The organism is Mucilaginibacter sp. GW821-FHT07G05 (genome assembly GCF_059418565.1).
In genome coordinates this window covers 47039-60011 of record NZ_JBWKQC010000006.1, presented here as the reverse complement: position 1 = coordinate 60011, position 12973 = coordinate 47039, and the positions used below count along the sequence as shown (strand labels likewise).

At 38.0% G+C, this 12973-nt stretch carries 11 protein-coding genes; 2 read left to right on the top strand and 9 right to left on the bottom strand.

Annotated features, from left to right (window positions below; translation table 11 throughout):
* Nucleotides 1-84: 84 nt before the first annotated feature.
* The 9 genes from AC07NA_RS16135 to AC07NA_RS16095 all read right to left on the bottom strand — a co-directional run bounded on the left by AC07NA_RS16135 (nt 85) and on the right by AC07NA_RS16095 (nt 10640).
* Nucleotides 85-3141, bottom strand: coding sequence for an SIR2 family protein (locus AC07NA_RS16135; RefSeq protein ID WP_494898614.1), 3057 nt, complete (start codon nt 3139-3141; stop codon nt 85-87).
* Between the two features lie 1393 nt (nt 3142-4534).
* Entirely contained in the window at nt 4535-6049 is a 1515-nt protein-coding gene (locus tag AC07NA_RS16130) for a hypothetical protein (RefSeq protein ID WP_494898613.1), read from the bottom strand.
* 10 nt (nt 6050-6059) lie between these two features.
* Nucleotides 6060-7295, bottom strand: coding sequence for an ABC transporter ATP-binding protein (locus tag AC07NA_RS16125; RefSeq protein ID WP_494898612.1), 1236 nt, complete (start codon nt 7293-7295; stop codon nt 6060-6062).
* On the bottom strand, nt 7282-8385 hold the full coding sequence (locus AC07NA_RS16120) for a hypothetical protein (protein WP_494898611.1): 1104 nt from the start codon (nt 8383-8385) through the stop codon (nt 7282-7284). Before AC07NA_RS16120 ends, AC07NA_RS16125 begins: the two co-directional genes overlap by 14 nt.
* A 3-nt stretch (nt 8386-8388) precedes the next feature.
* Complete coding sequence (locus AC07NA_RS16115) at nt 8389-8712, bottom strand: hypothetical protein (RefSeq protein ID WP_494898610.1); 324 nt, start codon at nt 8710-8712, stop codon at nt 8389-8391.
* Nucleotides 8713-8863: 151 nt separating this feature from the next.
* Nucleotides 8864-9202, bottom strand: coding sequence for a tyrosine-type recombinase/integrase (locus tag AC07NA_RS16110; RefSeq protein ID WP_494898609.1), 339 nt, complete (start codon nt 9200-9202; stop codon nt 8864-8866).
* Between the two features lie 312 nt (nt 9203-9514).
* Nucleotides 9515-10003 carry an RNA-dependent RNA polymerase family protein gene (locus AC07NA_RS16105; RefSeq protein ID WP_494898608.1) on the bottom strand — a complete coding sequence of 163 codons (489 nt, stop codon included), beginning with the start codon at nt 10001-10003 and terminating at the stop codon, nt 9515-9517.
* Between the two features lie 6 nt (nt 10004-10009).
* Nucleotides 10010-10354 carry a hypothetical protein gene (locus tag AC07NA_RS16100; RefSeq protein ID WP_494898607.1) on the bottom strand — a complete coding sequence of 115 codons (345 nt, stop codon included), beginning with the start codon at nt 10352-10354 and terminating at the stop codon, nt 10010-10012.
* A complete protein-coding gene (locus tag AC07NA_RS16095; protein WP_494898606.1) occupies nt 10347-10640 on the bottom strand; it encodes a helix-turn-helix domain-containing protein in 294 nt (97 codons plus the stop codon). The genes AC07NA_RS16100 and AC07NA_RS16095 overlap by 8 nt, the downstream gene beginning before the upstream one ends.
* An 831-nt stretch (nt 10641-11471) precedes the next feature.
* On the opposite strand from AC07NA_RS16095, the gene AC07NA_RS16090 reads away from it, so the two are divergent.
* Nucleotides 11472-12344, top strand: a complete 873-nt coding sequence (locus AC07NA_RS16090; RefSeq protein ID WP_494898605.1) for an SMODS domain-containing nucleotidyltransferase — start codon at nt 11472-11474, stop codon at nt 12342-12344.
* A complete protein-coding gene (locus AC07NA_RS16085; protein WP_494898604.1) occupies nt 12322-12915 on the top strand; it encodes an SLATT domain-containing protein in 594 nt (197 codons plus the stop codon). The genes AC07NA_RS16090 and AC07NA_RS16085 overlap by 23 nt, the downstream gene beginning before the upstream one ends.
* The last annotated feature ends 58 nt before the right edge of the window (nt 12916-12973 follow it).

Genomic DNA, 12973 nt, shown 5'->3' with positions numbered 1-12973 from the left:
TTCAAGTTATGATCTTGACGGTGGTGCGCTGATCTACATTTTTATCCTAATTAATTATTAAACAAAAGCCGGTATATTTCATTGCTAATTTGGTGTTGCTTTTAGGTGGTTAGTAACTTCTTTTTTAAAATCATATACCACTCGGAACCCCGTCCAGCTTGATTGCTGCCATGGTGAAGCTTTACGCACTAATGGGTATACGCCCGATTCCTTGATAACGCCAGATATTTGATGCCGGCGTTTGCGCTTACTTATCTGATTAATCGGTCCGATCCATTCCCAAATGCATTCACCTATATCTTCGTGCGCTAAAGGGCCCCGGCCTTTTAATGAAAGGCCTATAGGCCGCGATGGCTGAAGGAATTGGGCTTGTGCGATGACGGTACGGCCGGTACAACCCCGCGAATAGCTGTTCCCAGTAGCTAATGACCATTCAGCAATGGTTGGAAGCCTGGCAACATACTTGTCTGCACTTTGGCTGGTCAGCCACTTGCAGTAAGCTATAGCTTCAAACCAAGTTACACCGCTCACGGGTGCGTTAGGTACAGCTAATTGTTCTTCCCAGGATTTGGGTAATTGGACTTGATCTTTTGCAGATTTGGTGCTGTCATTTTCATCGATAGCTTCCCTAATAAACCGGCCGTATTCCTGAACGGTTACGGGGAAAGTGCCCATTCGAATGTTTCCTTCGGCTATTAAGGCCTTGGCTCTTTTGACCGGAGGGCCGTAAATCCGCTTATCCAATTGCAAAAGACCAAGGGTAGTATAGGTTAGTAGCTGGTCTGTTGCGTCCATTTTTGTTAGTTCTGATTCTGCTAATTCTGCGGCCTCGGCAAATTCTTTTTTTATTAAATTCCTTTGTTGGTGGATCGAGCTCAATCCATTATTCAACGCCAAATCGGCAATCTTGCATTTGAAAGCGATCAACCTGATCCTGTCTATTGTTTTGACACTATTTACCTGGTCAAGCTGATCCAATAAAACGTTAACCTGATCGGGATGGGTTATGCATAATAAACCGACGAAGTTCTCCAAAACTTCTTTATAAAATGGATCGGTAAAATGTGCAAATATTTGTCTAATGAAGTCTTTTTGTTGATACTGAAATATTTTGACTAAATATTCGGCAGCTAAGTAATCCCGTAAACTGAGGTGCCAGAATTCTATCTCTCTTTTTAGTGACAGGATATTGTTTAGTCCGATCTCAGTTTCCAAAATATAAGACACTTTATCTTCCCGACCTGAAAGCCGCATTTCAACGGCAGCTTTAACTGCGTTTAATGATATGCTACTGGCTCTGCGTTCTATAAAATAATCAGCCACAGCTTCCAACACCTGCGCTATCCGCCATTGGCTTAATCCTGCTTGCTGGTAATATTTGGCACGGGAATCTAAGAGCCATTGATAAATGCTTTGGTATAACGCCGTTTTTTTCTCCGGTAAGTTCCCGTTCTGCTTATAATTTAATACCGTCAGTACAATAATCAGTGGTGAATTTAGCCAACGACTGCTTATTTTACCATTATTGTCTAATCGTTTCAGTTCTTTTTCAAAATGGTTAATTCGTTCCGTTGCCAATAAATTATTGCTCCATTGGCGCAATAAGGCAGTAGCGGCGGCCTGATTGAGTGGCTCTAATTGCCCTGAAACAAACTCACTGGAATGAAGTACCGGCATTTCACTCGGCCGGGTCAGCAGGATGAAATAGCAGTCCTTCCAAAGAGATTGCGCGTAAAGCAGTAGTTGCTCCACTGCCGTCCGCAATTCCTGATTAACTTCGTCCAAGCCGTCTAAGATTAACGCAACTTGCCCGGTACGCAAATATTGTTTTATAATCGGTAACACCGCATGGGGTATGTTGGGAACAGCGCCTGAAAGCAAATTTTCAGCATCAGACCAACGGCTTACTTTATTTAAAGCAATGAAAACCGGGATTTGGGTATGCGTTCCCGCTTTTACTTTCAGGTACTGGGATTGCCAGGATTTACCGGAAGGGCTAGGGATTGCTAAATAATCTCGGGCCATCATCGTTGTGATGAATTTAGCAAGAGTTGTTTTGCCGTATCCTGCAGGCGCGCTTAAAACAATTGAACGGTTGATGAGCAATTTGTGTAACTTTTCGGGCCCGTCATCAGTTGAAAGTTCAGGATGTATCCAGACATCATCGATTTTCAAAACTTTATCAATACCCGTTACATGGACAGCTGCATGAATACGCTCACTACTAAGTAAATACGCTTTTAATGGGGCTTCAGAGTCTGACACGGGGGCTTTAGTTGACGCATTCAAAATTTGCTTAACACGTTCTATTAAAGGTTCACCGTAATCGGCATAACGGATCAATCCCAACCGCCCTCCGTAATCTGATAGCGAGGCTTTTACTTCTTCATAATGTTTCTCTGGCACAAGCATAAAGTGCTTTTGCCCATCGAGGGGAAAGATTTGCTTTAGCCAATTCAATTCATTTTTGATGTAATCGTCTGAAAAGCTAAAGCCGATAAATAAAACACTTCGCGTTTTTAGCACATCCCGTAAGAGCTCGATAAATGGTGCGCTATTACCCTCATTACCGCCCTTATATAATCGGCTAAAGTCCTCATCAGACAATACAATACCTTCAACGTCGGTAACACCACCATGTAAATGCCAGACTGTCGGATTAACAATTTCGTCGAGTTGGCTTCGCCCGGGTTTAGAAGGCCATTCTTTTATGTTGTTAACATCCGGGCAAGCCCATCGCATTACGGGGTCGTAATTGGTAGTTAAGATGAGTTTGGATCCAAGTTGCCAAATCAAACGTGGTAAGACTAAAGAGTCCGGCCTTGCCCGTTCGCTAGAAAAATCGAATTTTTTCACGATCCAATCGGCAAATAGTGGGCCAAGGTCCCGCTTAATGGTCTTTGCTGCAGCGACATAATTATTGTTTTTTAGCTGAATTTCAATATATTCAGCTTTATCTTGTTCTCCTTCGTCCCGAAGAAGATTGACCGCGGAATCCAATAATTCTCTCCAAGTGGGAAAGAGTGGCTCGCCAGATTTACCCTTCACCGACAGGGAAACACCTGCACCGATAAACGGTACAATTTTGCCCGCTTGAGCAGCTTCAATAAGTCTTTGAGGGAGTTTAGATTCGTCAGGCATGATAAATAGAGGCCACAAATGGTGAAAAGCCAAGTTACTTTATATGTTTGTGTTTTACAATATGATATTCATTTTGATTACGCTAAACAACTCATTTTTCACGATTAATGTATTTTAACAGATTTATTTTCTGTTTCATCTTTACTAATTGATCTAATTTTGATACCAAAAAAGATTGGCATGGAACCATTAAAAAAGTGATTGACGTAGCAAAGAACAGCGAAAGTTTTAGCAAAGCATGATACAATTATTAGTCTTGAAGAAGCAGAGGTGCTAATTAGAATTTATTGAAAAAATAGGAAGATTAAGTATAGAAGGCGCTTTGGATGTTTCCAGGTAGCATTTTGAACAGTACAAGTTAATTTTATCCACAAAGTCAATACAAGTACAAATCAAAACCGGCGGAGAAAAATCTTCCCCGGCAGTTCCGGCTTTGCACTAAATATCAAACCTCGTGCTCCAAATTGTGCAACTTTCACGCCATTTTTGGACGATATATGCCTTTAGTAGACATTCCGGAGCCGTTGATCACCGCGTTCCGAAAAACAGGGTAACGTGTTCCGTTACACTTTGACCATGCGAAGCAGCTGATTTAATAATTTGAATTTAATATTCAGTATCACAACACCTTAATTTAATTGGCACGGAATAGGATGGTCAAGTATACCGGAATGTCCATTCTTAGCCTCATCGTCATGTTCGGAACGCGGATCTATTTGAGGAAGATCATTAAAGGCCATGTCAATAACTTGTTATTACTCTACTAATATAAGAACGACGGCCTTGATTTCCAATGATAAAATATGCTGTCGGTAAACCTCATTCAACCGTTTTATTGTATGTTGAAAGGCACAACCTTCGGTAAGTTTATTTCTTGCGGCGACCGATCCATTACGTAAAAAGCTATGAAACTTACGTTTGCAATAATGCCAATGATGTACTGCGCGTAGCTTGGCGCACGTGCGCTACTAATATCGGCCTGCATTTGGATACCTTCTATATGAATATTGAGGAGTGTAATTTCTGTAATCCGTTGTTCGCTGCCGGAAACAACTTAAACATATGCATATAACTGAAGTGACCGTGGAATGATTGGTGAAGGCAATGTAAAATGGAATGACCTATTCCGCGGATTAGTGGCCATCGAATATTCGGGCGCATTGGTGCTTGAAAATTCTATTCGGCAATTCCTGGTATGGCTGAAGCTGTCAGCTTGTGGCGACCATCCAAATATGATGCTTCAACCTGGCCAGGGGAAGCCTGGATTTTATGAAGATAAAAGCGGCTGAATTTGGACTTTAAGCAAAGTAATCAGCCCTTCACTCCGATTTAAACGTGGTTAATCATTGTCCATTTAGGCTTCGTTCACGTATTTTGATGTCATACTTTCGAATCATTGTGATTCTTTGATTATTAATCTGCTAATTTTATTGAGCCCATTTTCTGTAACTGATTCATTATCGAGTGGTAGTGTGGAATATAAATACACTCTTTTACCTATTAAAGCTGGCAAGCCTAGGATCAAAATTAAGAAATAAGTCGCTGTCAGGAAGTTGAACTGTAAGTGGCGAACATTGATCTCGGTTGCAGGTTGAATACCAATGAAGTTAGCAAAGAAGGTGACGCTTAAAACACCAATGATTATGGATAAGACTGAAATTCCAAGAGTATTTATACCATGACGTTTATGGCCGGATGAAAGCCCAAAAAGCATTATACACAATAATAATATCAAGGGAAGTGACCATAATGTCCCAAAAGTTGTAAACTTAATTATCGTCGGAAAGAACATTGCAATTATAGAAACCGGAAGAATTATGAATGCGACTGCTGGAAAGGTATAGGCGACGCCAAAGCAACTTGCCAGAAACCAGAAATTGGTTAAAACAAAAATTATACACAATCCTAAAAAGGACAAGATTTTCGATATATCTTCAATTTCTTCAGACGGCTTAGTAAAAGTTTCTAGACGCTCAATGTTTTCGATCGTTGACCATTTACCGGATTGCCAGATGAAATGATCAGTGAATAGACTGGCATTTAGTGCACCCTTACTTACATATCTTAATCGCCCTGTAGAAGCATTTTGATAAAAATATAATGCGACTGAATCAACAACTTGTTTTTCCTGATTCTTTAACTGATAGGTTCGTTTAGTTATTGTTTCTGGATAATGCCTGGTATTGATTTTTTTTTCGTTAAAACGCTTATATGACACATACAATTTATGTTTTGCGCTATCTGACGTGTGAATATTTTTGTAAACAATCTCAAGATTTTTCGAATCGTAGTATAATGAGTCGATGTTATCGTCAGAAGAAAATATAACCTTTGAAGCCATGCGCATATCATTCAAAACGGTGTCTGACGTAAATCTAAACCCGTGAGCATTTGTAGCGTCACTAAAATCGATTATTGAGTCAATGAGACAGGATTGATTTTTTGCAGACTTAATATTTGTTTTTTTTAGCTTATAGGCAGCCGTAGTAATTCCATCACTATATGGCTTTAATTCTGCAAATGAAACGCCGGACATCGTAATGAAATTTTCAAGACGTTGGTTGATGATATGGTAAGGAATGTATTGTATAGTAATGATTAGAGAAAAAACTATGTGACAAGTAACAATGAGTTTAATGAAATAAAATCTGCTAATTAATCCATTCAAGCGACGAAATAGAATCATTCGCTGATTGGATAACCAAAACAGGTAAAAAAGCCCGCCAATAAACGTAAAGAGTATCCCTACACTTTCAATACTTGGCATGAATGAAAAATCCACAGGAATTAAAAGTGCCACAATAAGCTCTATGGTAAATATACATGCACTCCACACAAAGACATGCAGCAAGTTACTTGCCCAAAGTAAAGGGTTATTAATCAAAAGGTACTGATCTATTTTCTTCATTAAGGAAAAATTAGTCGTTTTCAAAAAATACTCTGGTCGAATTGCTGACATCGCGGAAATATTCAATTGCAATATTGGCAGCAAGAATAGTTTCAATTAGTTTGGTACTTGTCACTTCTTGAGTGGCCGTTATCATCAACTCTTGTTGATCACCAGCTACTTTTACTACTTCACCCTCTAACGTTTCAAGCGCTGATTTCAATTCTTGGGCACTGGCGTTAATCTTTAATAAAAAACTATGGGTATTGGTTATTTTCTTTATGTCCTGGACCGGGCCATTATACTTGGCGACCCCATTTTCCATAAATATGATATTATCAGATATGCCTTCAATTTCATAGAGGTTCTGTGATGATAACATCACAGCCATCGGTGATTGAAGTGAGTCAGTCAAATTGCGTAGGTCATCAAGAAACATTTTTTGAGTTTTTATATCCAGATGGGCTAACGGCTCATCCATAATTAACAACTGGGGTGACCAAACCAATTGCCTTGCCAATTCAAATCGCAATTTGTAGCCCCCTGATAACGCGTTCCAGCTATGTTGTTGATATTTTTTAAGTCCCAATCTAGTCAATATATACTCCACTGCGTCTTTATTCGCCTGGCCTTTTATCCCCTTAATAGCAGCAGTGAAATGTAGATGTTCAGTCCTGGACGAAATACCAGACCAATCAGGCAGATCTTGTGATATGTATCCGATTTTCTGTTTAATGAGAAGCCAATTAACAGTTTTCGAGAATCCCGGATAACTTATCTCGCCGCTATCAGGAGCTAAAGCGCCAGCCGCCATCTTAAGCACCGTAGACTTGCCATTGCCATTTTTGCCAACGATACTGGTAATCTCACCTCTCCGTAGAATAAACGAAACCGGATTTACTGCAAAGTGACCAAGCCGTTTTTGAATGTTTTCGGCAGTAAGTATAGGCTTGTCATCAAAACGGTCCTTATATATTGTTGCGATATGACTGTAAAGCACGTTACGATCCGGCAGTTCGTTCCCGTCTTGGTCTGCAACTGTATTTAATATTTTTACTGCCTCAGAAATAAGGCGTTTTGCTTCCTCACTATTGTCGTTACCAGACTCAAAAACATCTCGGTATTCATTAGCAAGAAGCATTGCGCGTCTGATTAGTGTCCGATCACTGTGCTTATTACTTATAAAAGTCACAAACGAGTCAATGTTCCCAAAAAAATCATGCGGGATTTCTTTTAGCAGCCGATCCAATTCATCATTTATTGCCATTGCCCTTATACTTTTTAATTGACGCAGTTTGATGTTCCATTATTTGATCTAAGATCTCTAAGATTTCTTGGTAAATCGTAAGCCTTTGCGATTTGTAGTCTTCTCTCTCAAGGATTTCCTTATCTTCTAGTAGATCGCTGCATTTAGAGCATAGTAGAACGCTCCTATTATTAAGAGAGCCATCTTCATTAAAGTTTCTGACAAAATCAATAAAAAGGCTCCCCAACGTTGTCATGTTATTCGACATAAGTGCGGTTTCAATCTCCTGTTTTTTGGCTAAGATATCAAACCTATCATCCTTAAACCCATAATTCTCAAAATGATCAAGGTCGGCAATGTCTCCTTCAAGTTGTTTTGGACTGATTATTTCCGGTCTAACACTTTTTCCCGGATTATTACTTTGTATTTGTTGGAACGTGAGATCTTGGATATCTCTTAATGATAGAAATTTTTTTTTTACATGTGAAGAACCTTTTTTTAAAGCTATCTCGAGTCCCTCGGTGAACATCGTTATTTTTCTATCCATCACAATTAGTGCTGGGAGATCCTTAGATGTGGCGCAAAGCAAGGCGATTCCCTTAGATGCAAATGCATCCTTAAGTTGTATGGCAGCCCCATCTGCTCCACTAGACATAAAACCAGTTCCCGCTGCACCAGCGAAACAACAATCTAGTATGATGTAGCACCGAATCTTACTGGCTGTTCTAGTGATAGTGCTTCCTAAAGTCCGAATCGTCAAACTTGATACAGCAGGACTGGCATCCCTAGTACCTTTAGTAGCCAAAAAATATGCATTATCGCCTGGTGAAAAACTACCGTGACCCACATAATATACAAACAAATCTGCTATTCCCTGCGTGGTTTTGCTGACAATAAAGGAACTAATATCATGATCCTGTTCGTCAGGGCTTTTTTCTGCATTGAAAAGGTCTAAAATGTTTTCTTGGTCTACATTCAATGTGTCTATAAAATAACCTACTATGCGACCTTTTGCTTGCAGAAAGGCTGCACTATCTCGAAAGTTATCTGACTTAGGAAAAGAATCTGCGCCCAACAAGATAACAGCGGTTTTTTTTCTGTCGAGTGCCAAAAGTTATTTTTTAATAGTTTCCAGTATCCGTTCTATATCGACGCTGCTTAAATTCTCACCGATGATTTCTCCATCACTTTTTATGGTCAACTTTCTATCTTGTTTTTTTATAAGCCAGTTGGAAAGTCCTGAAATTATTGCAGTTATTGAAGTAGATCCTAAAATAATTCCAAGGGTTGCACCGAAATCCTGGGTGTCATAATTTTCTTTAATAATAACGCTAGATACTTCTTCTACGCTTAACAAATATGCTTGAAGGTCCAAAATTAATTGAGCGGCTTCGGCCGGATTTGCGTTATCAATAGTGATGTTGATTTGTTGGCTCATTTAAATGCGATAAGTTAGTCGGTTTTAGATTAACGGCAAATTACACTTTTTTACAACTTTTTACAATATTGCGAATTAAATACCTAAAACATATAAATCGCTTAACGGCAATCGATCATGAGTAGCATCAATTTACACAACCACACAAATACTATTTATGATATTTCTCTTTTAACTTCTTCATATCATTACTCACTTTCATATCCAGTATTTTAGCATATTGTTGAGTTGTGTTAAGGTTTTTATGACATAACATTTTACTTACGCTTTCCAGTGAAATACCATTTGATAGCGTTACATTTTTGGCGAACGTGTGACGTGCAATATGAAAGGTAAGTTCTTTTAAAATATAACATTTATCCGCGACCTCCTTTAAATAACTGTTCATCTTTTGATTGCTCAAAACCGGGAATAACTTATTTTCGATTTGGCATTTTGGATGAATACTATACTTGTTAAGAAGCGCTTCTGCCGGCGGGAACAATGGCACTCTTGAAGGACTGCCCGTTTTTTGTCTATTGACAATATAACCAATTTTGTTGGTCGATATCTTCTTTGATGTCCTCTTTGCTCAACTTTTTGACAGTCTGACTCACCAATAAAAATTGCTCAATTTGCTACCAAATTTGCTACCTGCAAATTAATCGACAATAAAAAAAGCCTACTACAAGACGTAATAGGCATTTTTTGCTTTTGAGTGGTCGAGCTAGCCCCAACAGTACTAAATTCGAACCGTTTCATATGTGATATGCAGATTTTTGCTGCTATGTAATTTGGGTCATAACCACCTGAATGCCGTTATTTATTTACGTACATTTTTATAATAACTTAATCTGCCTTTTGTACTGTTCAAGTCGAATGATGGATCGTTTATTAGTTCTTTAAAGAAGTCGGGAACATCCAAAACGTTATTTTTTGTTTCAACACCTGTTATTTCCAAATTACCGGCTCTGTATAACGTTTTTTTTAAGCTTATTTTAAAGCCGTCATTGAGTATTACATTGATTAAGTCCACGCATTTATCTCTAAAATCGAAAGGAGATGAAAATACAAGATCGTCCACGAATCTGGTATATCGTATATTATGTTTTTTGCAATAAGCAATTAGGATTTTGTCATTCGGCAGGAAGATTAAATTAGCGATATGTGTGCTGGTAGGTGTCCCTTGCGGCAATACATGCTTGTGTGTGGTTAAATGTGTTAAAATAGTACAACATTTACTCGAAAAGCCATGATCTAAAAACATCTTATATACTCTTGCGTACCCTATTGAGGGAAAGTATTTTTTCATGTCAGTTTAAAATTTATGCTTCCTGCCTTTATGGGCTTCTGCATTCGCTATGTTGCTATAACCCTTAACTCCGCCCTTTATATTTTCGGGCAATGGTATTTTTGAAAGTATCCGGTTTTTAATAATATCCTGAATTTCATATAGCCGTCCGCAGCTTGGATTTAATTCCCTTTTTATAGTTTTTCCATCCGCATCTGTTTTTACCCGCCCTTTTTCTTTTTTAAGCTTGAACATGGTATAGTAATATTTCTCTTTATTCTGAATAAGGTCATTAATTTCGGCTTCATTTGAAATCAATACAGCCATAAGATGTTTAATATTCTTTATCGCCAATGTCTTTATCTCATTCATCGGCAATCAGATTTTTTATCAGTGTTTTAACTGTAGGGCTTATGATTTGAAACACATCTCTCTTAGACTGAGGAATGTCCGCTTCATTTAAAGAAAGGAAAAAGAGAATTGGTAATGCAATTTGAAGTTGGGCTGAAATCTCTTTTAACGTGGAGATGTTAGGCTCTTTCTGGTTATTTTCTATTTGTGAAAGGTAAGTTTGAGATATATTACAAAGGTCTGCCAAGGCATTTTGTTTAATACCTTTTTGTTTCCTAATATCTTTGATTGTGCTACCTAAGTCCATAATATTAAAAATAAATGTTGGAATGTCCATCAAAAAAATAAACCCTTTAGCTTGTCAAAATCATCGCTAAACAAGACCCGTAAAAGAATCTCAATAACACTTGCTACAATCCTATTTGTGGTAGGGCTTCGCGGGTTATCGGTATCTCGGACGGTTTCGAGAAAAGCGATGCAATCTTTCAAGTGATCTACATCTTTGACAGAAAGCGAACTGCGGCTCTCTGAAACGATTGACTGAATACCATCAATCAATCGGATAATCGTTTGTGTATTAAACATATTTTTTAAAATTTAGTCAGCTAGATATTAAGCTTGCTCCATTCTTAAATACTAAGAGTAACTAAATGCTTCGTCGCAGTTCGCAACATCCCAACATTATTTCTTGCTCCACAAAACGCAAACGGCTACGGGGTCGAAAACGAATACGGGCACGCAAACGAAAAACGGATACGGGGCGCGAAAACGGGTACGAACACGGAGTACGAGAACGGCATGCGGTATGGTGGACAGGTTAGCATTACTATATAGCGTAAGGCAAAACGCGTCACCGGAATAAAACCCAACGGGTGAGTAAATACATTACTCTGAATTGTGTTTGCAGTTTAGTTACAGATTAATACACATTATCTCAAAGAACTCAATTTAGCCTTGCAACTAAATCTTAACAAAGATACATTTTTTATTAAATCTCAGTTAATAAAACTATGTTATTTATTAACATTTATTACTAATTGTGAACAAAATAATTTTAAGGATAGGTTTTGTAGCGTATATTCGTATTATATAATACATTGATTTACAAATCACTATTAAATTATCCTTTAAGGTTATCATGAGCATTTCTAATTGGTTTGAAACATTTAATAAAAATTTAAGGATTTCAACAGATAATATTGATGCGATAACGTACCGCTACAAAAGAATTACCAAACAAATCAATAAGGACTTTTGGTATTCTGAAAGCGAAGCTGCACATAGTTTATATGTTGGATCGTATGGCAGGGACACAGAAACTCATACCAGCGATATTGACGTAATTGTCCAGTTGCCCTATGAAATTTATGTCAGGTATAATAACTATAATGGAAATGGGCAGTCAGCTTTACTACAGGCTGTTAAAGCATCCATTGCGAAAACATATATTTCTTATATGAGGGCCGATGGGCAGGTTATAAAAATTGACTTTTCGGATGGAATTGATTTTGAAATAGTCCCTGCATTTATCAATGACGATAAATCTTATACTTTTCCGGATACTAATGGTGGAGGAAGTTGGAAGATTACTAATCCAAGACTAGAAGTTGCGGCGATATCATCACTTAACAATACCCTTAACAAAAACATGAAACGGTTATGCAGAATGGCCAGGGCGTGGAAAGATAAATGGAGCGTTCCTATGGGTGGGCTTTTAATTGATACCTTAGCTTACAATTTCTTAAAAGACTATACTTACAAAGACAAATCTTATCTATACTACGATTTTATAAGCAGGGACTTTTTTCTTTATCTAAGTAATCTTGACAAAGACAAAGAATATTGGTTAGCTGTTGGTAGTGGTCAAAGAGTTTATAAAAAAGGCAATTTTCAGACTAAGGCATCCAGTTGCTATTATATTGCGTTAGAGGCCATCGAAAAAGAAAAAGACTATCCCTATACAGCAAGATCTAAATGGAGAGATATTTATGGAACAAAATTTCCAGCTTGACAAAGCCCAGCAGATTGAAATATTAGAAGCGCAGATTCGTGAGTGTTTTGGCAGAGTAATTTATACGCATAAAACACAGGAAAAATGTGCTGACATAGTATTCACTTTGCATAAAAGGCTCAAATTGTTGCAAATAATAATTTCAGCATTAGTTACTACCAGTTTATTGGTAAAGTTATTTGGCGACCAACAATGGGCTCTATTTGTAGGTGTAGTTTTATCTACTTTGCTGTTTGGTATAAGCACATACATGAAAGATTATGATTTAGGCGAAATAGCCCAAAAACATACAAATGCCGCGAACGAACTTTGGGACATAAGAGAAACTTACCTTTCACTACTTACTGATATGAAAGCAAATAATGTATCTGTAAACCAAATTATTAGTCAAAGGGATGAACTACAAAAGCGGTTGTTGAATGTTTACACAGGTTCCCCCCGAACGAACAGCAAAGCTTACATACTTGCAAGCAAGTCGTTGCAAAAGAATGAGGAATTGACATTTTCGGACAAAGAAATTGATGCCTTCTTACCGAAAGAGTTAAAGAAAACCAAGTCAGATCCTCAGTAATCAGAAACTTTAAAGACTGCAAATGTTCAAGATATCTACAAGGATTTTCACTACCTTC